Below are 22735 nucleotides of genomic sequence, written 5' to 3' on the forward strand. Positions count from 1 at the left end.
TGTTAATAGGAAAATTTTTTATTTGTTTTTATTGTTGTGCTAAGGGAGTATGCTTTTGAGTATTTGAATATGTATTTCTCTTATTTCGAATGTTTTGCTTTTAATAATGTATGTGAAAAATCCCTATTTGCATAGGGATTTTTATGAGAATTACCAGCCTTTTACCGCTGCGCCTTTGAAGACTTTTTCCGCAGAAGCGGCGACTTCATCGGTTTGGTAGGCTTGAATGAATTTTTGGATGTTTTCATTCTTTTCGTCGCCTTCGCGTACCGCAATGACGTTCATATACGGGCTGTCCTCAGGCTCGACCAATAAGGCGTCGCGTTTAGGCAGCAAATCGGCATTGACGGCGTAGTTGGAATTGATGAAGGCTAAATCTACATCAGGCAGAACGCGCGGCAGCGATTCCGCATTGGCGTCAATAAGGTCGAATTTACGTGGGTTTTCAATCACGTCTAATTTAGAAGCTTCTAAATTGCTAGGGTCTTTGAGCTTAATCAGACCTTGATTGTGCATCAAAATCAAAGAACGCGCGCCGTTTGAAGGGTCGTTAGGGAAGGCGATTTTTGCGCCGTCTTTTAATTCGCTGATGTCTTTGATTTTTTCACTATATGCACCGATAGGGTAGATAAAAGTGTTGGCAACAGGAACAATTTTAAATCCGCGGTCTTTAACCATAGCATTCAGATAAGGTTTGTGCTGGAAGGCATTGGCATCGATTTCGCCTTCGGCCAGCGCCACGTTCGGCATGACATAATCATCAAATTCTACGACTTCCACATCCAGTCCGAATTTTTCTTTGGCGACTTTAGCCGCCGTGTGGACTAAATCCGCCTCTTGTCCGCCCATTGAGCCGACTTTTAAATCTGCCGCAGTTGCGCCAAGGCTGATGGCTGCCAAAATGGCAAGGCTCAGGTGTTTGATATTTTTCATGGTTTCTCCAAGGTTAGTGAATTAGCGGCGGTCTGCTCGTTTTGAGAGATAATCGCCAAGTGATTGAATACACTGCACCATTATCACGAGGATAACAACGCAGGCAAACATGATTTCCGGTTTGTAGCGGTCGTAGCCGTAGCTTTTCGCCACTTTGCCCAAGCCGCCTGCGCCGATTGCGCCGGCAATCGCGGTGTAGCCGATGAGGGCGATAATGACGATGGTCATGGTATTGATCAGTCCTGCACGTGCTTCGGGCAAGAGCACTTTGCCGACGATTTGCATCGGCGTTGCCCCCATGGCTTGCGCGGCTTCAATCAACCCTTTAGGGACTTCGTTGATGATGTTTTCCACCATTCTGGCAATAAAGGGAATGGCGGAAATCGATAGTGGCACTAGGGCGGCGGTGTTGCCGATAGCGCTGCCGGCTACAAAGCGGGTAAAGGGGATAATCGCCAGCATCAGCACCATAAAGGGCACGGAGCGTCCGATATTTATTACAATGCCTAGGGGCAGATAAATGCTGCGTTTGGCAAGGAAATTATTCGGGCGGGTGGCATAAAGCAGCACACCTAGAGGGATGCCGACCAATGCGGCAATGGCAGCGGCGACAAAGGTCATGTAAAGGGTTTCTAGGGTTGCGGTGTAGAGCAGATTAAGCGTTTGCGCGGACATAGCCGAGTACCTCTGTGCTTAGGGGGAGGGTATTGAGCCAAGCCAGCGCGGCTTGGATATTCTCAGGTTTACCAATCAGTTCGGCGACCAGCAGTCCTGCGGTAATGGTGGCGATATTTTCCACTTTGGCTTGAATAATGCTGACGTCCACATCAAAGCGGCGGGTAATCGCGGAGATGACCGGTTCATCCACCGCTTCGTTTTGGAAAATGAGCTTGAGCACGGGATAATCGCCTTCAGCTTGCAGGCGTGCGGCATATTGCGGCGGCAAATCGAATTGGCGGATTTGCGCCACAAAGTGTTTGCCGAGTTCGGACTGCGGGGCGGTAAAGAAGGCTTCGACGCTGTTGTTTTCCACCAATTGCCCTTTGTCTAGGAGCGCGACGCGGTCGCAGATTTTTTTCACGACTTCCATTTCATGGGTAATCAATAAAATCGTTACGCCTAGGCGCTGATTGATTTCTTTGAGCAATTGCAAGATGGATTCTGTGGTTTTGGGGTCGAGGGCGGAGGTGGCTTCGTCGGAGAGCAGGACTTTCGGGTCGCTGGCTAAGGCGCGCGCAATCGCCACTCTCTGCTTTTGTCCGCCCGATAATTGCGAGGGATAGTAAGCCGCGCGTTCGCTTAATCCCGTGAGTTCCAAGAGGGTTTGCACTTTAGCTTGGATTTGTGCTTTAGGCGTGCCGATGAGTTCCAAGGGCAGGGCGATATTTTGCGCGACGCTGCGATTGGCAAGCAGATTAAAATGCTGGAATATCATGCCGATATTATGCCGCGCTTTGAGCAGTTGCGCCGGGCTGAGCGTGGTCAGGCTTTGTCCGTCCACAATCACTTCGCCGCTGCTGGGGCGTTCGAGTAAATTCACGCAACGAATCAGCGTGCTTTTGCCTGCACCGCTTTCGCCGACCACACCATAAATTTCGCCTGCGTTGACGTGCAAACTGGTGGGGTGCAAAGCGGTGATTTCGCGTCCGCTTTGCTGATAAATTTTGCTAATGTTGTGTAAAGTAATCATGCCGCAATTATTGCGAAAGCCTTAGCGGGACGCAAGAGCCGGTTTATGGTATTTTTTTATAAGTGCATAGGCTTTGTTTATAGATGCGCCTTATTGCGGAACAAGATGCTGAAAACAATAAATGATTGTGCTGGTGCTTAACAAGGACAAGACGGTAGTGGCGAGCAGGGCGGCAGCGGCGCGGCGCTGATGCCCGTAGCGTGCGCCCATCAGCGGATACATGCTTGCCATCGGCGCACCTGCCAATAAAACGCCTGCCAACATGACATCGTCGCCTGCGCCGAAGAGCCTGAGCAGGGCGAATACCGCCAGCGGCATGATAATGAGTTTGCCGAGCGTGATTTGAATGATATCGGGCATACTACCGCGGATTTTCAAGCCGACGAGAGAGCCGCCGATAACGAATAGGGCAATTGCGCCGCCGGCATTGGCAAGCATGTTCACGGCTTTTTTCAGTGCATAGGGCAAACTGTCGCCAAGCCCAAAGAGGGCGCAGAGCAAACCGGCCAACATGGCGAGAATCATCGGATTTTTCAGTAAATTGCCGAGAATGGTTTTAATCAGTTGCCAACGCTTTCCGCCTTTTGCGGCGAAACTGTCGCCTAAAATCAAAAAGAGCGGCAGAATGAGCAAATTTTCCACCAAGACGTTGAGTGAGAAGAAAATCCCTGCTTTCTCGCCAATCAGGGTCAGCAGCAGGGGATAGCCGATAAAGCCCGTATTGGAAGCGGATTGTCCCAAGCCGTTGACCACCGCCGCGACCGAGGTTTGGCGGCGCAGCTTGGCAATCGCAAAGCCGATGAAAAAAGAAATAAGCGAGCCGCCGGCATAGCCGAGAAAATAAACGGGATTCATAATCGCACCGATCGGCTGGCTGATGATGGCTTGGAAAATCAGGGCGGGCAGGGCGAAGGTAACGACGAAACGTCCCATGCCGCGTAGGGCGGTTTGCGACAAAAAGCGGCGCGCAATGGCAAAATAGCCGATGCCGATGATGATAAAGATGGGAATGACGAGATTAAGAATGGCGAACATGAAAATAATTTCCTGCAAAATAGGGCGCTATTATAGTGTTTTCACGTCGAAACAGCCGAATAAATCCTCAATAATTAAATAGAGAATCATGGGTATGCCGTCTTATTTTGATTAGAAGGTTATATAATGGCGAAAGTTGAATATGGAGTGAATCATGGCGGATATTCCTGCTTTTTGGCGGCAAAAAACGATACTGACTTGGCTGTTGTTGCCGCTTGCTTGGCTGTTCGGTATGGCGGCGGCATGGCGTAAGCGGCGTTTGCAAATATCGGCGCAGCAATGGCGGGTGGCGCAAGATGTTCAGGCGAAAATTCTCGTGGTCGGCAATCTCAGCGTGGGTGGCAACGGCAAAACGCCGGTTGTGATTGCAGCAGCTCGTGCTTTGCAGGCAAAGGGGGTCGCGGTGGCGGTGATTAGCCGCGGCTATGGCGGCACAGCCAAGCAGGTGATGGCGGTCGATGCCGATACCGATGCCGCACTATGCGGCGATGAGCCGAAATTAATTGCTATGGCAGCGGATTGTCCGGTGATCGTCGGCAAAGCGCGGCAGAAGGCGGTTGAGTATGTGCTGCGACATTTTCCGCAGACACAATGGATCATCAGCGATGACGGTTTGCAGCATTATGCTTTGCCGCGTGATGCGGAATGGCTGGTGGTTGCGCCGGATTTGCGTTTGGGCAATGGCTTTTTATTGCCTGCCGGTCCTTTGCGTGAAAGCCCTGCGCGTTTACAAACGGTAGATGCAATTTTATTTAGCGGCGAGGCGGCACATTTTCGCGATTGCCGCCCTGCGCAATATTGTCTGAAGATGCACAATACGCAGTGGCAGACTTTAGCCGCCGAAACGCTACCCTTGGCGGAGATTCAAAATCAAGCCTGCGCGGTATTGACGGCAATAGCGCGCCCTGAGCGTTTTTTGCAGCGCGTGCAGGCTTTGGGGATTAGGCCAAGTGCAGTTTCTTTATTGGCGGATCATCAGGCTTTGCCGCCCGCAGCGGCGGATTTTGCACCGGCGGACAGTCTGCTGTTGATGACGGGCAAAGATGCCGTCAAAACCCATGATTGGCCGGCAGCTTTGCGTGCGCGGGTGCGAGTATTACAATATAAAGCGGAGCTACCGCCCGAATTATTGGAGTGTTTATTGGACAGCGCATAAAACAGATCTTATGTCTATGTTCCGAAAGATTACCACATGCTGAGATAAATGCTATTGTCAGTAATCACTCCTATCAGGTATAAAGTCTTGTTTTAATCAAACACCACAGGGAAAGAGAATGATAGAAGCCGCTTTGCGCCAGCGTTTACATGCCGCACTTAAACAATTATCCACCATCGTGGTAGGCAAAAATGATGTGATTGCCTTATCGATGAGCTGCTTATTGGCGCGCGGACATGTCTTGCTGGAAGATTTGCCCGGCGCAGGGAAAACCACTTTGGCAAAGGCTTTTGCCGCCACTTTAGGCATGGATTATCGCCGCATTCAGTTTACTTCGGATTTATTGCCTGCCGATGTGGTGGGTTTTTCACTGCTGCACCCCGGCGAGCATAAATTGGTTTTCCAAGAAGGCCCGATTTTCACCAGCCTGTTATTAGCCGATGAAATCAACCGTGCTTCGCCGAAAAGCCAGTCCGCTTTATTGGAAGCGATGGAAGAGCGGCAAGTGACGGTGGAACATGAATCGCGTCCCTTGCCCGAGCCTTTTTTCGTGATTGCCACACAAAACCCGCTGGAGCAAATCGGCACTTTCGCTTTGCCCGAATCGCAGTTAGACCGCTTTTTGATGCGCCTGTCCCTAGGCTATCCCAGCGCGGCATTGGAAGTGGAAATTCTGCGCGGCGACACGCGCCAAGAAATGCTGGCGCAAGCGCAGGCGCAATTAAGCCGTTCCGATGTTTTGCGATTACAAAAGGCGGTACGCGAGATTACGGTATCTGAAGCAGTGGCGCAGTATGTGCAAAAACTACTGGCGTATACGCGCGACCGCAATCATTTCGCCCAAGGCTTATCCACACGCGCCGGCCTGGGTTTGGTGCGCGTCGCACAGGCTTATGCCCTGATTTTGGGCAAAGAAGCCGTATTGCCCGAGCATGTGCAGAAAGTATTTCCCGCTTTGGCTTGGCATCGTTTGCCGAAAAAAGGACGCGACGACCACGCACATGCCGAAGCGATTGCCGCCGTCTTAGCGCAAGTGGACGTACCGCTATGAGCCTGATTGCTTGGCTGCGGCAAAAAAGTCTGGCGCGGCGCGATGTGGAAGCGGAAGTGCATTTGCCGCGACCGTTGAGAATGCCGATTGTGCCGAGCAGTTTTGGCTTGGCATTTTTTTTCGTCTTAATCGTGATGTTTATTTGGACCATCAACCATCAGCTCAATTTGGGCTATGCTCTGATTTTTCTCTTGGCTTTTGTCGCCTTATTCAGCGCCGCCTTAACCGTCAGCACTTTTAGCCAATTGCGCCTGCGCTGCGGCGAAGCCGCACCCGTGTTTGCCGGCGAAGATATTTATTTTCCGATTGCGATTGAAAACGAAGAATCACGTCCGCGTGCCGCCTTTACGCTGCGCAATGCCTTTTATCAGGCGGACTGCGCCGGCATTGAGGCGCACAGCGGTACCGAAGTGAAACTTGCCCAGCCGACCGCCGAACGCGGCTGGACTTCTCTGCTGCCGCTGGAAATCTACACCACGATGCCGCTGGGCTTGTTCGTTGCCTGGCAATGGCGGCATTTGGCAGGAGAAGGCTTGGTTTATCCGCAACCTGCCGGCGATTTGCCCTTGCCGATGTTTGCCGACAATGCCAATGGCAGTTTAATGAGCGAAGGACGCGGCGAGGACGAATTGGTCGGTCTGCAAGGCTATCATCCCGGCGATCCCCTATCGCGAGTCGCTTGGAAGCAAAGCAGCCGCGGCGAATTATTGATTAAGCAATTTTCAGGCATGGGAGCAGAACAAGTGCTGTTGGATTATCAAAAAATGGGCGGCGACAAAGAAACCCGCATCGCGCAATTGACGCGCTGGGTTTTGGACGCGGAAGCGGCAGGTTTGCTCTATGCCCTGCGTTTGCCGAATTTCAGCAGCGACTACAGTCGCGGTCAGGCGCATTATCATGCCTGCCTCAGCGCATTGGCGGTGCTGTGATGAAGCTGAATTTCGCCAAAATCCAATGGATTTCCGCCGCTGCCTTCCATGAGCGCTTAACGCCGCGTCATTGGCGGATTGCCTTAGGCGCGATGAGCATTTGCCTACTGCCGCTGATTATCTTCTTTCCGCCGCAAATCGGCGCGATTTTACTCTTGGCGGTCGTAGCAAAAGGGTTGAGCCTATGGCTGGGACGACCGAGCATTGCGCTGGTGGCGGTATTTATCGTCTTTCCGCTGAGTGTGGCAGTCGTTATTTCGGGCTTTTGGCAAGTAGGACTGACACACAGTTTTCTGGCTTTATTGGCAGTAATGAGCGTCTGCAAAATGCTGGAATCGCGCAATGTCCGCGATACCCGCATTCTCTTTCTCATCAATTTGGTACTGATGCTGAGCTTTTTAATGTTCAGTCAATCGGTACTCATCTTCCTCTATCTGCTGCTGGCGGTAGCAGCCAATATGTATGCCCAATTGCAGATTAGCCAGCGCGACAGTCTGCGCGTCAGCCTCGGACGCTGGCGCGATGTCGGCAAATTGCTGCTCTTGGCATTACCTTTTACGATCATCGTCTTTTTCACCTTCCCGCGTTTTGACCCTATTTGGGGACTGCCGCGGCAAAATTCGCAAGGGATTACAGGCTTGCCTGAAGAAATGAGCATGGACGGCCTATCTTCCCTCGCCCAATCCGATGAAATCACCTTCCGCGTGCAATTTGCAGACGGCAATATTCCGCGCGGCGACATGCTGTATTGGCGCGGTCCCGTGCTATGGCATTATGACGGCAATAAATGGCAGCAACGCGAAGAAGACCAACGTGCGCCGCCGGAACCCCTGCATTATGACCGCTCGCAACGCCTCGATTACACCCTTACCATCGCCAAAAACGATTTAATCTGGCTGCCCGCCTTGGAAATGCAAATCGGCGGAGAAGGACGTTTTTGGCGCGGCAGCGCGCATCAAATCCGTCTGCCGCGCACCAAACGCGGCGAAGAACGTTTTCAACTTACTGCGGCAACGCGCTTTCAATTGCAAGCCGGCGCCTTGCCCGAATACGACCGCCGCATGGCAACGCGATTGCCGCCCGAGTTGGACTTGACGCGCACCCGCGCTCTCGCCCAAGAATTGTATCAGGCAGGCGGCAGCAGCGCCGCCGGCTTTGCCGAGCAATTCCTCGCCCACATCCGCGACAATGAATTTTATTACACCCTTGAGCCGATTCCCGGCGCGCAGCATGTGGAAAACTTCCTCTTCGGCAGCAGCTTCGGCTTTTGTCAGCACTATGCCAATGCCATGGCGGTTGCCGCACGCAGCGTCGATATTCCCTCGCGCGTGATTATCGGCTATCAGGGCGGCACTTTTAACGCCGTATCAGGCGATTTCGTCGTGCGCGAAGAACAGGCGCACGCTTGGGTGGAATTATGGCTGGAAGGACAAGGTTGGACACGCTTCGACCCTACTGCGGCAGTTGCGCCTTGGCGGGTGGAAAGTGGCGGATTGTCCAGCGAAAATCTAGGCGGCGCGGAATCGCGCAGCATCTTATCGCGCTTTGCCGAGCAATATACGACGGTCTCTTGGTTGCGCGATGCCATTGATGCCGGACAGGCATTTTGGCAAAACTGGGTCATTAACCTCAATAATGACCGCCAAGGCAGCCTGCTCGGCTTATTGGGCAAATTCGGCTTAGGTGCCGGCATCGTCATCTTACTGATAGGCGGTCTTGTCTTGGGATTGCTGTGGCTGCTATGGCATCTGTGGCGCAAACGCGTGCATATTGAAGAAGATGCGGTGGCAAAAGCCATGCGCCGTTTGCTACTGCGTTTGGAAAAACGCGCTTGGTATAAATCGCGTAAAGAAAGCGTCTCCCTGTTTTTGCGCCGCATCGTCAAAGAAAAGCAGCCCAAACACAGTACCGCTTTACTGGCATTAGCCGATGCCTACGAGCAATTCCGCTATCAAGAACGTGGTGATGAAGCCGCTCTACTCAGGCAAATTCGCTATGTTGCCAAGTTATAGTTTATTGAATTAAAAAGGCTAAAGAACGAAATATAGTATAGTCAAGGAAATCAAAAAGAGTTACAAATCCACAGGAAGTAAAAGAATAGTTTATCGATGCAATTTAATCGCCAATCCTTGCGTTTACGTTTAAGCCAAGCCCACATTTTCTCGATTGGGTTCAGATCCGGACTGTATGGCGGCAGCCATAAAATATGATGTCCCGCATCTGCAATAAGCTCTTGGGTATCCTGTCTTTTGTGAAAGCTGGCATTGTCCATAATAATGACGCTGTTTTCAGGCAATTGTGTTAACAGCAATTCTTCTACCTAACAATGAAATACATCACTATTAATACTGCAATCATAAAGCCCTACCGCAAACAACTTGTTCTTATGTATTGCCCCAATAGCATTGCTTTGATTCTTGAGTTGCCAGTTGTACTTTCCTAAACAAGGACAGCCTTTGTGGGAATAGCCGTAAGCTCTGTTCTCATGAGATTTAAAGCCGCTTTCATCTAAGTAAATGAGGAGTCTGCCTTCAGCTTCAAATGCCGCTAACTGCTTAAGAAATAATAGGCGCTGTTGTTTGTTTGCTTTCGGATGAATTAAGGGCTTTTTTTCGAGTAATGCCGACACGTTTTAATGCTATGGCAATAGCTCTGTCGCTACAGTTAAAGCGTCTCGATGAACAAGCCAAAATTTTGCACAGCTTAGAGGGGCAGCTTAAAGGCATGGCAGACAATAACAACCTGATTTTAGAGATACTTTTGAAAAAAGGAGATTGAACATGATGCAAGATTTACAGCGGCAGTATATCCGCCGCGCAATGATGACGGTGCTGGCTTATGACAGCGATTATCGCCTCAGCCTTGATATGATTGGCGCGGCGCTGGAGGCAACAGGACAAAACAGCACTTACGACCAATTGCAAACCGAGGCGCAATGGCTGGAGGAGCAAGGCTATGTGCGGCGTGAGTTATTACCGATTACCGTGATTAGCTTGACTGACCGTGGGCTTGAGATTGCACGCGGCAAAGCCAAAGCCTACGGTATCCGCGATTTGCGCCCGTCTGAAATTGCCGAGATGAGTCAGCGCTAATGGCACAATCGAGCATCAAAACCCTGCCGTCGGCACTGCTGGAGCAATTGCAGGAATGGCTGCGCGACCCTAGCATCACGCAGCTGGAAGCAACGGATAGACTTAATACCCTGCTGGTGGAGCTGGGCGAAAAACCGCGCAGCAAGTCCGCGGTTAATCGCTATGCCATGCAGATGCAGGCGGTGGGCGACAAAATCCAGCAAAGCCGCGAGATTGCCGATATGTGGATTGCCCGTTTCGGCAATGCGCCGCAGGGCAAAGTCGGCGCATTGCTCAATGAGATGGTGCGCAATCTAGCCTTTAGCACCGCACTGCGGCTGTCGGAAAACGAGGAGGCGGTAGAGCCTAAACTCTTGAGAGAGTTGGCGATTGCGATTGAAAAATTAGAGCAGGCAAGCAATCTGAACGAAAAACGCCAAGCCGACATCGAACGCGCCGCCCTTGCCAAAGCCGCCACCGCCGCCGAGCAAAGCGCGAAGGCGCAAGGCTTGTCAGATGAGGCGGTGGCATTGATTAAACAAAAAATTTTAGGAGGCTAAATGGCTGGGGTGCTGCTGCCGTATCAAATGGACTGGATTAATGACCCTGCGCAGGTGCGCGTCTATGAAAAATCGCGGCGCATCGGGATTAGTTGGTCGACTGCCGCCGAAGCAGCGCTAATTGCCGCTGCCGCCTCGGGCATGGATGTCTGGTATATCGGCTATAACAAAGATATGGCGGAAGAATTTATCCGCGACAGCGCCGATTGGATTAAGCATTATCAGCTGGTGGCAGATGCCGTTGCCGAGGAGGTCATTAAAGACGGTGATAAGGATATTTTAACCTTTGTCATCCGCTGCGCCTCAGGGCATCGCATCACGGCTTTATCCAGTCGTCCCTCTAATTTACGCGGCAAACAAGGTTATGTGATTATTGATGAGGCGGCATTCCACGAGCAGCTTGATGAGTTGATTAAGGCGGCGATTGCGCTGTTGATGTGGGGCGGCAAGGTGGCGATTATTAGCACCCATGACGGCGTGGATAATCCTTTTAATCAGCTCTGCAACGACATCCGTGCAGGCAAAAAGCCCTACGCATTGCATCGGACGACTTTTGACGAGGCATGTGCCCAAGGATTATATCGTCGCATTTGCCAAGTGCGCGGGCTTGAGTGGAGCGTCAAGGCTGAGCGTGACTGGGCGCAGGCGCTCTATGATCAATACGGACAGGCGGCAGACGAGGAGCTGCGCGTTATCCCGTCCAACAGCAGCGGCACGGTACTCTCGCGTGCGCTATTAGAGCGGCGCGGCGATGAGGTTGATATTGTAAGGCTTGAAAAATCAGATGATTGGAAAGAGGTTGCCGAATCTGTGCGGCAAGCGGAAATAGATATTTGGTGTGCCATAAATCTTTTGCCGCTCACTCAAAACCTTGATGAGAGCCGTGAGCATGTCTTAGGGATGGACTTTGCCCGCAGTGGAGACTTATCCGTTATCACGCCGCTGGTCATCGAGCAAAACATGCAGCGCCGCCTGCCTTTTGCGGTCGAGCTGCGCAATATCCCTCACGCCCAGCAGCGGCAAATATTGTTTTACCTGCTTGACCGCCTGCCGCGCTTTTCGGCGGCATGGCTGGATGCTACCGGCAACGGCGAGTATCTCGCCGAGGCGGCATATGACCGCTACGGCAAACGTATTAATCCGGTCAAACTCAGCAATGCTTGGTATAGCGAGCATATGCCGCCGTTTATCGCGGCGTTGGAAGACGATGCGCTACGCATCGCCAAAGACAGCGAGATGATTGATGACCTGCGCGCCCTTGAGCGTATTGACGGCATCATCAAGCTGGGCAAAAAACGCACAGGCAAAGACAAAGACCGCCACGGCGACAGCGCTATCGCTCTCTGTCTTGCCTATGCCGCCAGCCGTGCGGATAACGTATTGCCGGTGGAGGTGGCGATTGAGGACAGCGAGGATAGGTTTTTGGATATGGTGGCGTATCGGGAATATTGATATTGCAACCGAGTTTAAATAATTGCTTATTTGCGTTATGATACTTAAGAGTTACAGTCAAGACCTGAACAAGAGAAAAATAGAAGTGAGAAAAGCCGGTCTGATTATATTTTTTTATGATATTGTAAGCACATAAGGAGACAGCATGAGTTACCCGGTTTACCACGCAGTTGATGTTGCTGATGCGCTTGTGCGCCTATCTTTAGCAGAAAAGAAACCGCTCACTAACATGAAGATCCAAAAGCTAACCTATATTGTTTATGGCTATTGGCTAGGTTTTACCAATTTTCAGCTATTTCAAGATACCGTAGAAGCATGGCAATATGGGCCTGTGATTCCTGAGCTGTATTACCGCTTAGCGCGGTATGGTGCTAATTTTATCCAAGAGCCGATTTTGAAGGAAAGCAGCATTCCTGAATCTAGTGAAGCATATGAGCTCATTCAAGCGGTTTATAATAAATACAAGAATTTAACGGCTGGACAATTGGTGCATTTAACTCATTTACCCAATACTCCTTGGTCAAATACTTGGTCAGTAAGACAAAAAGGCATCATTTCACCTGATGAAATTAGAGATTATTATCAGAAGGTTATGTTGGCTCAATGAGTAGAATAGATACCAATCTTATTTCTCCTAATAGAGCTATTGATAACCGCAATAGTGCAGATAAGCTAATCCCTGAGGATAAACCAACATCTGAAGCGGAAGAACTTGCTTATCGAGAAGGGAAAGATCGTTTAGACCGAGAAAAAGAGCTTCACGATTTGCGAAAAGACGAATATAAGAAATTATATAAACTCATCAAGAATTGGCTAAATTTTATTTCTATTATCATAGTATTACATTTTATTCTCGTTGCTTTTGGCAAGCCTAGTTTAACAGATGCTGTATTAATTGCTTTAATGACCACTTCCACTGCTACCGTTTTAGGCGTTTTTGCCATTGCCGCTAAATGGCTTTTTCCTAAGCTCTAATCTTCCCCAACCCGTCTAATCGCCGCCTACTCTTAAGCGGCGCACAATGGCAATATCCCATTATTGAGAGACTGCCATGCCAGTAAGTAACCTCCCACAACTTAATAGACCCACCAAACCCTCTACCGAGCTTGCCATTGAGCGCAATCTGACAGAGATTGAGTTGCTAGACAGTATCCTTGAGAGCCGCCTTGGCGGCGATATCAACCTCTACCGCGACCTCTTAACCGATAACAACGTACTCGGCACATGGCAGCAGCGGCAAACTGCCTTAGTCAAATTAGAGCGCCAAGTGCTGCCGCATGACCCCGACACCCCCGCCGATGTAGAGGCAGCGGAATTTGTGCAGGCGCAGCTGGCGCGGATTAATTTTGAGCAAATCATCAAAGCCATGCACTGGGGCGTATTTTACGGCTATGCGGTGGGCGAGATTATGTGGGGTATTGAGGACGGACGCGTGGTGCTCGATGACATCAAGGTACGCGATCGCGGAAAATTTAAATTTGACCTCAAGCAGCGGCTACTCTACACCGGCAATGGCGCGCAGGAGTTAATGCCGGAGCAGAAATTTTGGACGTTTTCGGCGGGCGGCGATGTGACGGATAATCCCTATGGTCTTGGTTTGGCGCATTTTTTGTACTGGCCGGTCTTATTTAAAAAATCCAATGTTAAATTTTGGTTGGTGGGGAACGAAAAAGCTGCCAGCAGCGTGCCGCATGGTCAATTCGACCCGCGCTCGCCCACCGCCGAGCGCGATAAAGAGCTGCTGCTGCGTGCTTTGAGCGCGATTAAAAATGGCGCGGCGACGGTCACGCCGACAGGCAGCATGATTGAGCTGCTCAAAGGCGAGGCGGGTAGCACCGATTATAAAACCCTGTGCCAATATATGGACGAGATGATCGCTCTTGTTGTCTTAGGGCAAGTAATGACCAGCCAAGCCGTCGGCGGACAATACAAAGCTGAGGTACAAGACAGTGTCAAAGACGACATCGTCGCCGCTGATGCGGATTTACTCTGTGCCGCCTTTAATAGCAGTATTGCTAAATGGCTGACCGAGTGGAATTTTCCAAACGCTAAGCCGCCTAAATTATGGCTATTAACTAAAGAGAGCAAAGACACGGCGGCGCTTGCCGCTACCTTTGCCAAACTGGCGGCGCTAGGCTATCGCCCGACGATAGACTATGTGCAAGAGGTCTTCGGCGGGCAATGGGAGGAGATGCCGCAGGGATTAGCTTTACCCAATGCTGCTGATAAACAAAACAGCCTAGATTATGCCGAGCCGCCGGCGACAGATCCGCTTGACGATATGAGCGAGCAATTGGCGGCGCAAATCGCCCCCAAAGGCGAGGCATGGATTGAGCGCATCAGCCAAGAATTGGCAGCATCTGCAACTCTGTTGCAATTTAGAGAGCGGCTAGACGGCTTAGCGGAGCAGTTGAGTTTGGACGATTACGCCAAAGTTTTTGCTAAAGCCAGTGCCGCCGCGCGGCTTTTAGGGCGCTCAAGCGTCAAGGACGAGGCAAAACATGGCTAAACTCCCCTTTGCCGAGCAGATTAATTACCATCGCGCCAAACTCAATCTACCCACCGAAAGCTATGCCGATATTTTGGGCGAGGAGCACGACCATGCTTTTGTGGTGGCAGGAGCTAATCGCCTTGATATGTTGGCGGATTTTCGGGCGGCGGTAGATAAGGCGATTATTGACGGCACAACGCTGGAGGAATTTCGCAAAGATTTTGATTCCATCGTCGCCAAATACGGCTGGGATTATAAGGGCGGACGCAATTGGCGCAGCCGCACTATCTATGACACCAATCTTTATGGCAGCTATCAAGCTGGACGTTACGAGCAGCAGCGCGAGATGGCAAAGCTCAAACCTTACTGGGAGTATCGCCACCGCGCAGGGCAAAAAGACCCGCGCGAAGAGCATGAGGCATGGCATGGGCTTATCCTGCATTGCGATGATCCTTGGTGGCAGACGCATTACCCGATTAATGCCTACAACTGCAAATGCAGCGTCTTTGCCCACAGCAAAGGCGACCTTGAGCGCAAAGGGCTTAAGGTCGGCGTCGCCCCGCCGATTGAGTACGAGACGCAAATTATCGGCAAAAACAGCGACAATCCGCGTGCGGTGCAAGTGCCCAAAGGCTTAGATGCCGGCTTTGACCGCATTCCGGGGTCAAGCCGTAACGCCGATCCCACCCAGTTTTTGTTTGACAAAGCCAGCGTCGTGCCGCCGTTGATGGCAAGCCGCGTGATGCAAAGCACCCTGCAAATTCCCGAGGTGCGCAAATTGCTTAATCAAGAGGTGGCGGCGATGGTGGATAGAGTTGAGGCAGCAGTTGCTAAAGCCCACGCCTATCAAGCAGCTGGGACAAGAGGTTATATAGGGGATTTAATCATCAATAAATCGATTGGTGTCTTGCCGGCAGAAATTATTGATGCGCTTGCTGCAAAAGGGATTGAGCTAAGAAGTAGTGTGATTAGCCTGCTTGAAGCCGATATTTATCATGCTTTGCGCCCGGGTAAAGATGCTTTGCCTGCTGATTTTTGGCGCAACATTGTCGAGTACATCAGCAAGCCCGAAGCCATTTATTTTGATAAAACAAAAGCCGTGCCAACATTGCTATATATCATTGATGTAAAAGATAAAGGCAAAGTGATATTAAAACTAGAAGACCTTATTAAGGTACAAAACGGCGAGCGAAAACAAAGCAAAATGACGCTGAATCATCTGCGTTCGGGGAAGCCGATTAAATGGGATAAAAAAATGCGCGAAAGCTTTATGCAATATGACTTGCTTTATGGAGGTATTGAGTGAGGCACAGCCCACGACTCGAACGTGGATAATGCTGGGGTCAGCAACCTTTACCGGTAGGAAATTACTGTGCCTCGCTAATTACCACTATAGCAAAAGGATAAAACAATGCCAAGTCATAGCATCCATGACATCAGCCGCTATTTACAACAAATCGGCAATGCGGAATTTGTTAATAAAACCCTGTTTTTAGCCATCGGCGAGGCATTGCTGCAAAGCACCGATACCCGATTTGACAGGCAGCAAGCGCCCGACGGCACACCGTGGCAGCCGCTCTCGCCAAAGTATGCTGCCTATAAGCGCAAACGCGGCTACGGCAGCAAAATTCTCAAAATGCGCGGACATCTGCGCGACACCCTGACCATGCAGGCGACCGATGCCAGCGTCAGCATCGGCTCAAATCGCATCTATGCCGTCATGCATCAATACGGCGGACGCACGCGCTTTGGGCAAATCCCTGCCCGTCCTTATCTGGGCATCAGCGATGAGGACGAGCAAGCCATTATGGGTACGCTGCAAGATGCTTTTGAGGCGATGCAGCCCTAAATCGCCAAAACGCCCCAAATCGGCGTTTTGCGGCGTTTTGAGCTTTGAGCGCGACTGGGATTGCCCGCCGCGCCAATCGCCGCTCTTTGCCCTTTTAGCAATCGCCATAAAAGCATCATCCGCGCCGTCCGTCTGCCGCTTGGCACGCGCAGGTATTGCTATCTATCAAATCTGCCGCTGCAAGGCAAAAAATCCCCAACCAGTCTAATCGTTTAGCACGCCGCCCAAGCCGATAATGCCACTATCCCAAAGAGATTGAGGCAAAGATGAAACATCTCGCGATTTTTAAAACCGGACGGCATCAAGCCACCAGCGGCGAATGGCTGAATGCCGATGCCGACTGGGCAAAGTCAGTCGTTGCCGCCTATGACACATCCAAACACGAAGCGCCGATAGTTGTCGGACACCCCCAAGACAATGCCCCAGCCTATGGCTGGGTGGAAAGCATCAGCTTTGACGAGGCAAGCGGCACGCTCTATGCCGACATTGCCCAAGTCGAGCCGCAGTTTGCCGATTTGTTGGCGCAGGGGCGCTTTAAAAAGCGCAGCGCCAGTTTTTACCCGCCAAATGCCGCCGGCAATCCGACACCGGGGCAGCCATACCTGCGCCACGTCGGTTTTTTGGGCGCACAGCCGCCGGCAGTCAAAGGCTTGGCGGATTTTGCGGCGCAAACCGCACCGATTTTTGAGTTTAGTGAAACAACAGAGGAAAACACTATGGACGAAGAAGAACTGAAAGCCAAAGAAGCGGAATTGGCGAAAGCCGAACAAGCCCTTGCGGCGCGAGAAACCGAGCTGAAAAAGCGCGAAGAGGCGCTGGCGGCAGAAGCAGCCGAGCGTGAGCGAGCAGAGGCGGATGATTTTGCCGAAGGCTTGGTCAAACAAGGTCGGCTACTGCCGCGCGAAAAAGCGGCGGTGGTATCCGTCTTACTCAGTGTAGAGAAAGACCAAAGCTTTGACTTTGCCGAGGGTGGGAAAACCGTCAAAGAAAACAGTCGCGCGGCGCTGAAGACGCTGCTTGGCAAGCTGCCGGTCAGCGTGGATTTTGCCGAGTACGGCGCAGGCGATCCCAATCAGACTACCAAACCGCAGATGATTGGCGATAACGCAGATGAGTCGCAAAAGATGCAAAAGATCCAAGATTTTGCCGATAAACACGGGCTCACTTTTGCCCAAGCCGCCGCCCAATTTGAGGAGTAAATCATGCCGCATTTTAATGTAGTAAGTAGCAAAATCACGCTTAAAGAAGCGGTGAAGAAAGGGCAGATTGTCTCTTTTGACGGACATCTTGCCAGCACCGGCAGCCATGAGCCGGCAGGCATCGCCCAATACGAGGGTGAGATCGGCGAGGCAATCGCTGTGACGATGATTGGACTGGAGGACGTAGCCTTATCAGACGCAGAGGTCGGCGATTACGTCAAAGCCAATGCCGGTGCCGCCGAAAAAGCGGCAAGCAAGGACGAAGCCTTTGCGGTGGTTGTGGCGGTCGGCGCAAACAGCGCAGAAATTTTAATTAAATAGGAGGGAAAATGAGTCAAACTCTTTTAAGACAGGCGCGTGTCGTCGATACCATCTTAAGCAAAGTCGTCTTAGGTTATGATTTAAACGATGAATTTACGGGGCATCATCTCTTCCCCGATGTGCCGGTGCCGGCAATGGGCGGTAAGATTATTAAATTCGGCAAAGAGGCGTTTGTCATCCGCAACACTAAACGCGCCCCCGGCGAGACGGTGCGCAGTATCGGCTTTAGCTACAGCGACGATAGTTACGCGCTGGAGAATCGTTTGCTTGAGGGCAAAGTGCCGGAAGAGCTGCTCACAGAAATGCAAAAACTGCCCAATATTAAGGCGCAAACCGAAGCGGTAAATCTCATCATGAACTCGATGCGCCGTGAGGGTGAATACGACAAAGCGCAGTTGGCAACGACGATTAGCCATTATGCCAGCGATCATACGCAGGCATTAAGCGGCACAGATATGTGGGATAACCCAGCTTCTAACCCCGAGGAGGCGATTAGCGATGCCAAAGCCAAAATTCGTAAATCTACAGGACGTTATCCCAACGTTTTGCACCTAGATATTTACGCTTATGAGGCGCTTAAGCGACACCCGAAAATCAAAGAGCATTTTCGCTACACGGGCAAGGACAGCATCAGCCTAGACATGCTCGCCACTTATTTTGACGTGGAAAAAGTAGTGGCGGCTAAAGCGCTTTACACGCCCGATGCCGAATCGGAATTTACCGAAATATGGGGTAATAACACCGTGCTTGCCTATGTTGCCCCGCCCAATCTGCGCTCAATGCGTGTGCCGTCCTTTGGCTACACCTATGTTTTGCAGGGCTTGCCGAAAGTGGAAAAAGGATATTTTGAGCACAGCGATCGCTCATGGCACTACCCTGTGCTGATGGCGGATGCGGCTGTCCTAACATCGAATCATGCAGGGTTTTTGTTTACCAATACGGCGGAGATTAAATGATGTCTACATACATTGTATGCGCACCTGTGCGCCATGACGGCAAGCGCTATGCAATCGGCGAGCTGATCGAGCTTAGTGATGAGCAAGCCCTGCCGCTGCTGAAAATGCAGGTAATTGGTCTGGCGGTCTCGGGCGAAATCTCAGATGCGGCAAAATCTACCCCTGCCGATACTGCGCCGCCGGCAGAGGCAGAAGCACTGCCGGCAGAGGAAAAAGCCAAGCCCAAAAGCAAAGCCAAAACCTCGCCGGACAAGGAGGAATAATGTATTGCACGCCATTAGATCTTATCGCTCATGCCAACCGCGCAAGGTTGGTCGGGCAGCTGGCAGGTAGCGATTTTGCCGCCCTGCCGGACGCGCAGGCGGTATTGGACTATTTTGCCACAGGACAAGCAGCGGTGGGCTTTGAGGAGGCATTGCAAGCCCTGCAGGGGCGCGTGGCGCAAGCGATTGCCCTTGCCGGCGGCGATATCAAGGGCTATTTAGCCCTTGTGCCGGATATTGAGCTGCCGCCGGAAACGCTGCACGCCGCCTGCATGGATATGGCACTGTATCGCTTGTTTGAGCATTTGTCCGAGGAGTCTGTGATTAAGCAGCTTAACGATGCCCGCCACAGCTTTTTTGACCGCTTAATCACAGGCAAAGCAGCGGTTAATCGTGAGGGCGGCGGTAGCGCCCAAACGGCTGCGCCTGATAGTGTTTTTACAGCAGAGACTTTGGAGGCATGGTGATGAGTGATTTATTTTTACCGCGCAAAGCCTTAACGGCGCATTTGCAGCAGCTAGTCGAGCAAGGTGATCTGCGCTATGTGGGGCAAGCCCATGAGTTTGCTGACTGCCTCGAGGGTAAGATTGCCCTGCAACACGCCGCGGTCTATGTGATTTACGACAAATATCGCAATGTCAGCCATCAGGCGCGCAACGTCAAAATGACGCAGCAATATAGCGTCGTGTTGGCTTGGCAAAACAATCAGCCGCCGCGCAGCGGCAATGGGCATGGTATGGACGAGGCAGGCGAGCTGCTCTCAAGACTGATTAGTCATGTGCAGGGCTTGGTCGTTAAAGACGGAGATACCAACAGCAACCCTGCCTTTGGCAAAAAATTTACCCTCACACAGGGCGATGACACCGTCTATCCGCCGCATGGCTGGGCATTGTATAGCCTCGCCTTTGAGATTGATATCATTAATTTAGGACAATAATATGCAAAACAGTATTAACCAAGACTACGGCTTTATCGGCACGGGTATTCCGTATTTTATCCCTGATGATCCCGATGCTACGGCGTTATATTTCGGCAACCCGATTTCAGCCAAAATCGCGCTCTCATCGGAGAGCAAAACGCGCAAATCGCGCCGCCGTCATGATGCAGGCGCAATTTTAGACAGTATCACGACCCCTAATGCACCCGAGGTAACACTGCAAACCGATACCTTCCAACCCCTAACTTGGGCAATGGCAATGATGGGTAAAGCGGCGGAACAGGAGACGCAGGCGCAGACCATTGCCGATGAGCCTGCTAAAGCACGATTAAATGGCTATCATCGCCTTAAAAACGGCGATATTGATCCCGAGACCGTCGAGGTCAAAAAAGCCGGTGTTGCGGTAGATAAGGACAAATACACACTCAATGCCGAGATGGGCATGCTGCAAATAACGAACAGCAGCGCGGCGGCAGAAGATGACGATTTAACCGTATCTTACAAAACAAAAGTCGTCAAAAAAATTGTGATTGATGGCGCACGTGTCAGCAGCTTTAAAGGGCGGATTGAGATTGACGGGCAAAACGAGGTGACCAAAAAACGCGCTAAATTGATTATCCCTAACGTTACTTTGGCGGTAGATGGCGAGTTTGATTGGTTCAGCGAGGATTTTAACTCCGTGACAATGAAAGGCTCGGCGGCAGTGGGGAAGAACGGCGAAGCGCCTTATACGGTTGAGCTGTATGCTTAGGGAGGGCAAAATGAAACAAAAAAAAGACAGCGTGCCAGTCGTGCCAGTCATACTGACGAGCGACATCACGTTAGAGAACGTGAATTTTAAAAGCGGCGCCACGGTGGCGGTCAGCCCCGCTACCGCCGACTGGTTGATTGTGCAAGGGGCGGCGAAAATCAAGCCCCAAGCAGATAAAGAATAATATTCCTAAGCGATTGCCCTTCGATGAGGGTTTTTTTACAAAAAGGAACAGATGTATGCAAGGTACATTTTATTATGATGAAACAAGCAAAAGCCTGTATTTAAAAAGAGATGATCACGAAAAAATTGGCGTTTTGCCGATAGTGCTGGTAGGAGATAGTAAGAGCAGTATCCATCCCACGCAAACGGAGTATCAAAGCATTGAGCTATGGTTAAATGCTGAAGAGCAAGGAGAAAAAGCAGTGATTGCCACCGCACAAAAAGCACCTAAAGCTTTTGGATTAGCGTATTTTTTGGCATATCTGCTTTGTTTGCCGCGCTATTTAGCCAAAGTTGAAAAGTGCTGCTATCGCAGCCACCGTCAACCCAACAACAACCAGAAATACAAATGCGCGCCATCCGCTACGTTCATGCCAGAGTTTAGACGCTTGCTGCATTTGCATGGGCGAGAAATTTTGCGCGGTTATTCGATGCTGCTGGGCTTGCTCTTGGGATTTTGCTTGGGCAGCTATTTGTTCTAGTTTTTCGAGATAATCCATGCCGTCAGGAGTGAGGCGATCGATTAAAATATCGAATATTTCTCCGTAATCATCTTTACCATTGCTTCTGCGATAATCACCTTTAAGTAATTTTTTATCAATCAGATAAGCCGCTTCTTCGTATTGTTCGGGTTGCGGTTTATTCATTTTTAATAGGTTTAGATGTATTTGTTGTCTAGGTGTCATTATTTACTCCATTCCCACGGCAACGTGGTCTTATACTCACTAATTCCCCACAGTCCAAATCACGCGGATGCTGGCGGTTTGCCATGTTTGGGAGGGGCATCCCACCCGCATCAATATCCGCAATCCTTAAATTATCAGGGCGCAGCAGCGCCCTTTTACCTATCCCATCGCGCCTGCCATACTTTTTTGCCAATAATTTCATAATTATCCTCAGGCTCGATAAACCATTCCGGATAAATCTGATTATCCGATATTACTCGTATGCCGCCCTTTTCGCGGATAAGTCTCTTCACAAACAGCGAGTCCTCATGCCGAAAAACAAAAATACCGCCGTCAACGGCTTTGCGGCGCAAATCAATCATTATCGTGTCGCGCTCGGCGATTGTCGGCAGCATACTGTCGCCGCGACAACGCACGCAAGCCAAATGTTCGGGCGACAATCCTTGCTGTTTCAGCGAGTAACGTGTAAATGACAGCCGTGTTTTGATACGCTCGCTGTCAAAAAAACTGCCTCCGCCGGCACTTACGTCGATGTCGTATAAGGGGATAAAGGCGTAGTCATCATCAATATCTTTAGGCTGTTCTTTGTTTTGATAGCGATTGCCGCTCAAAATATAGGCAATATCAAAGCCTAATTGTGCCAGTCCGCTCAATTTGCTAACGCCTAATTCCGTTCCTTTCTCTAGGCGCGCCACCGTCTTATAGTCCACATTCAGCCTATCGGCGACATCTGATTGAGACAGACCTAGTCTTTGTCTTTCGCTTAATAGACGCTCAGAAACCTTGTCTATATCTATTTCTTTATCAAAAGCTTGTAAATTAACCATAAATAACCCAAAAAATAATTTGACTTAACCCATAATTAGGCTAATAATAACCCTATCTAAACCAAAAACGGTCATAAAAATGAAACCAGCACATATTCGACAAGCAATTGCAGCACAGGGGCTTAATTTGCGAATTGTCGCCCAAGCGCTAGAGGTTAGCCCTGTGTCGGTAGGCAATGTGATTAATCGCCGCCAAACCAGTTTCCGCATCGCTGAGGCGATTGCCAAAATTATCAATAGTCCGTTGTTTGAGGTTTTTCCCGAATATCAGCATGTTAGCCCTCGCGTTAACCCTAAAGAGGGGGAGGCTTGCCAAAAGATTGCGGAAGTTAGGAAAATTATAGCCCAGCTATAAC

The 22735-nt window shown here is 50.6% G+C and carries 30 protein-coding genes; 22 read left to right on the forward strand and 8 right to left on the reverse strand.

Annotated features, from left to right (window positions below; genetic code table 11):
- Positions 1-150: 150 nt before the first annotated feature.
- From DYC63_RS07820 to DYC63_RS07835, 4 genes are all read right to left on the reverse strand, one after another.
- A complete protein-coding gene (locus tag DYC63_RS07820) occupies positions 151-933 on the reverse strand; it encodes a MetQ/NlpA family ABC transporter substrate-binding protein (protein ID WP_115218707.1) in 783 nt (260 codons plus the stop codon).
- Positions 934-954: 21 nt separating this feature from the next.
- Positions 955-1608 carry a methionine ABC transporter permease gene (locus tag DYC63_RS07825; protein WP_115218708.1) on the reverse strand — a complete coding sequence of 218 codons (654 nt, stop codon included), beginning with the start codon at positions 1606-1608 and terminating at the stop codon, positions 955-957.
- On the reverse strand, positions 1589-2623 hold the full coding sequence (locus tag DYC63_RS07830) for a methionine ABC transporter ATP-binding protein (protein ID WP_115218709.1): 1035 nt from the start codon (positions 2621-2623) through the stop codon (positions 1589-1591). Before DYC63_RS07830 ends, DYC63_RS07825 begins: the two co-directional genes overlap by 20 nt.
- Positions 2624-2713: 90 nt before the next feature.
- Positions 2714-3658, reverse strand: coding sequence for an AEC family transporter (locus DYC63_RS07835; protein ID WP_115218710.1), 945 nt, complete (start codon positions 3656-3658; stop codon positions 2714-2716).
- Positions 3659-3812: 154 nt separating this feature from the next.
- On the opposite strand from DYC63_RS07835, the gene lpxK reads away from it, so the two are divergent.
- From lpxK to DYC63_RS07855, 4 genes are all read left to right on the forward strand, one after another.
- Complete coding sequence (gene lpxK, locus DYC63_RS07840) at positions 3813-4814, forward strand: tetraacyldisaccharide 4'-kinase (protein ID WP_115218711.1); 1002 nt, start codon at positions 3813-3815, stop codon at positions 4812-4814.
- A 118-nt stretch (positions 4815-4932) separates the two neighbouring features.
- Complete coding sequence (locus DYC63_RS07845) at positions 4933-5865, forward strand: AAA family ATPase (protein ID WP_115218712.1); 933 nt, start codon at positions 4933-4935, stop codon at positions 5863-5865.
- Entirely contained in the window at positions 5862-6794 is a 933-nt protein-coding gene (locus DYC63_RS07850) for a DUF58 domain-containing protein (protein ID WP_115218713.1), read from the forward strand. The genes DYC63_RS07845 and DYC63_RS07850 overlap by 4 nt, the downstream gene beginning before the upstream one ends.
- On the forward strand, positions 6794-8806 hold the full coding sequence (locus tag DYC63_RS07855) for a transglutaminase TgpA family protein (RefSeq protein ID WP_115218714.1): 2013 nt from the start codon (positions 6794-6796) through the stop codon (positions 8804-8806). Before DYC63_RS07850 ends, DYC63_RS07855 begins: the two co-directional genes overlap by 1 nt.
- A 50-nt stretch (positions 8807-8856) precedes the next feature.
- Here the strand turns inward: DYC63_RS07855 and DYC63_RS07860 are convergent, their stop codons facing one another.
- A complete protein-coding gene (locus DYC63_RS07860) occupies positions 8857-9105 on the reverse strand; it encodes a transposase (protein ID WP_115218715.1) in 249 nt (82 codons plus the stop codon).
- Positions 9106-9114: 9 nt separating this feature from the next.
- Complete coding sequence (locus tag DYC63_RS07865; RefSeq protein ID WP_115218716.1) at positions 9115-9423, reverse strand: hypothetical protein; 309 nt, start codon at positions 9421-9423, stop codon at positions 9115-9117.
- An 11-nt stretch (positions 9424-9434) separates the two neighbouring features.
- Between DYC63_RS07865 and DYC63_RS12660 the strand changes: the two genes are divergently transcribed.
- The 17 genes from DYC63_RS12660 (at position 9435) to DYC63_RS12665 (ending at position 20828) form a co-directional block, all read left to right on the forward strand.
- On the forward strand, positions 9435-9572 hold the full coding sequence (locus tag DYC63_RS12660; protein ID WP_172459461.1) for a hypothetical protein: 138 nt from the start codon (positions 9435-9437) through the stop codon (positions 9570-9572).
- A 2-nt stretch (positions 9573-9574) separates the two neighbouring features.
- Positions 9575-9886, forward strand: coding sequence for a VpaChn25_0724 family phage protein (locus tag DYC63_RS07870; protein ID WP_115218717.1), 312 nt, complete (start codon positions 9575-9577; stop codon positions 9884-9886).
- The gene (locus DYC63_RS07875; RefSeq protein ID WP_115218718.1) at positions 9886-10425 is read left to right on the forward strand and encodes a DUF3486 family protein; all 540 of its coding nucleotides are present in this window, start codon (positions 9886-9888) and stop codon (positions 10423-10425) included. Before DYC63_RS07870 ends, DYC63_RS07875 begins: the two co-directional genes overlap by 1 nt.
- Positions 10426-11877: a terminase large subunit domain-containing protein gene (locus DYC63_RS07880; RefSeq protein ID WP_115218719.1), complete on the forward strand. Its 1452-nt coding sequence runs from the start codon at positions 10426-10428 to the stop codon at positions 11875-11877. It begins immediately after the preceding gene.
- A 145-nt stretch (positions 11878-12022) separates the two neighbouring features.
- A complete protein-coding gene (locus DYC63_RS07885; RefSeq protein WP_115218720.1) occupies positions 12023-12484 on the forward strand; it encodes a Panacea domain-containing protein in 462 nt (153 codons plus the stop codon).
- Positions 12481-12852 carry a hypothetical protein gene (locus DYC63_RS07890; protein ID WP_115218721.1) on the forward strand — a complete coding sequence of 124 codons (372 nt, stop codon included), beginning with the start codon at positions 12481-12483 and terminating at the stop codon, positions 12850-12852. The genes DYC63_RS07885 and DYC63_RS07890 overlap by 4 nt, the downstream gene beginning before the upstream one ends.
- A gap of 76 nt (positions 12853-12928) precedes the next feature.
- Positions 12929-14386: a DUF935 domain-containing protein gene (locus DYC63_RS07895; protein WP_115218722.1), complete on the forward strand. Its 1458-nt coding sequence runs from the start codon at positions 12929-12931 to the stop codon at positions 14384-14386.
- Complete coding sequence (locus DYC63_RS07900; RefSeq protein ID WP_115218723.1) at positions 14379-15674, forward strand: phage head morphogenesis protein; 1296 nt, start codon at positions 14379-14381, stop codon at positions 15672-15674. Before DYC63_RS07895 ends, DYC63_RS07900 begins: the two co-directional genes overlap by 8 nt.
- 105 nt (positions 15675-15779) lie before the next feature.
- Complete coding sequence (locus DYC63_RS07905; protein ID WP_115218724.1) at positions 15780-16217, forward strand: phage virion morphogenesis protein; 438 nt, start codon at positions 15780-15782, stop codon at positions 16215-16217.
- Between the two features lie 266 nt (positions 16218-16483).
- Positions 16484-17416 (forward strand): peptidase, encoded by a 933-nt coding sequence (locus DYC63_RS07910; RefSeq protein ID WP_115218725.1) that lies wholly within the window; start codon positions 16484-16486, stop codon positions 17414-17416.
- A 3-nt stretch (positions 17417-17419) separates the two neighbouring features.
- Positions 17420-17737, forward strand: a complete 318-nt coding sequence (locus DYC63_RS07915) for a hypothetical protein (protein ID WP_115218726.1) — start codon at positions 17420-17422, stop codon at positions 17735-17737.
- An 8-nt stretch (positions 17738-17745) separates the two neighbouring features.
- Positions 17746-18693, forward strand: a complete 948-nt coding sequence (locus DYC63_RS07920; protein ID WP_115218727.1) for a major capsid protein — start codon at positions 17746-17748, stop codon at positions 18691-18693.
- Positions 18690-18956: a DUF7210 family protein gene (locus DYC63_RS07925; protein ID WP_115218728.1), complete on the forward strand. Its 267-nt coding sequence runs from the start codon at positions 18690-18692 to the stop codon at positions 18954-18956. The genes DYC63_RS07920 and DYC63_RS07925 overlap by 4 nt, the downstream gene beginning before the upstream one ends.
- Positions 18956-19423, forward strand: a complete 468-nt coding sequence (locus DYC63_RS07930) for a phage protein Gp36 family protein (RefSeq protein ID WP_115218729.1) — start codon at positions 18956-18958, stop codon at positions 19421-19423. Before DYC63_RS07925 ends, DYC63_RS07930 begins: the two co-directional genes overlap by 1 nt.
- Positions 19423-19893: a phage tail terminator protein gene (locus DYC63_RS07935; protein WP_115218730.1), complete on the forward strand. Its 471-nt coding sequence runs from the start codon at positions 19423-19425 to the stop codon at positions 19891-19893. Before DYC63_RS07930 ends, DYC63_RS07935 begins: the two co-directional genes overlap by 1 nt.
- Position 19894: 1 nt before the next feature.
- Positions 19895-20644 carry a phage tail tube protein gene (locus tag DYC63_RS07940; protein ID WP_115218731.1) on the forward strand — a complete coding sequence of 250 codons (750 nt, stop codon included), beginning with the start codon at positions 19895-19897 and terminating at the stop codon, positions 20642-20644.
- 10 nt (positions 20645-20654) lie between these two features.
- On the forward strand, positions 20655-20828 hold the full coding sequence (locus DYC63_RS12665) for a DUF7210 family protein (RefSeq protein WP_172459462.1): 174 nt from the start codon (positions 20655-20657) through the stop codon (positions 20826-20828).
- A gap of 322 nt (positions 20829-21150) precedes the next feature.
- Here DYC63_RS12665 and DYC63_RS12400 read toward each other — a convergent pair whose 3' ends face one another.
- Positions 21151-21552, reverse strand: coding sequence for a hypothetical protein (locus DYC63_RS12400; protein WP_147284946.1), 402 nt, complete (start codon positions 21550-21552; stop codon positions 21151-21153).
- 155 nt (positions 21553-21707) lie between these two features.
- Positions 21708-22379, reverse strand: coding sequence for an XRE family transcriptional regulator (locus DYC63_RS07950; protein ID WP_115218733.1), 672 nt, complete (start codon positions 22377-22379; stop codon positions 21708-21710).
- A gap of 79 nt (positions 22380-22458) precedes the next feature.
- On the opposite strand from DYC63_RS07950, the gene DYC63_RS07955 reads away from it, so the two are divergent.
- A complete protein-coding gene (locus DYC63_RS07955) occupies positions 22459-22734 on the forward strand; it encodes a helix-turn-helix domain-containing protein (RefSeq protein WP_115218734.1) in 276 nt (91 codons plus the stop codon).
- The last annotated feature ends 1 nt before the right edge of the window (position 22735 follow it).

The organism is Suttonella indologenes (assembly GCF_900460215.1).
Taxonomy (GTDB): Bacteria; Pseudomonadota; Gammaproteobacteria; order Cardiobacteriales; family Cardiobacteriaceae; genus Suttonella; species Suttonella indologenes.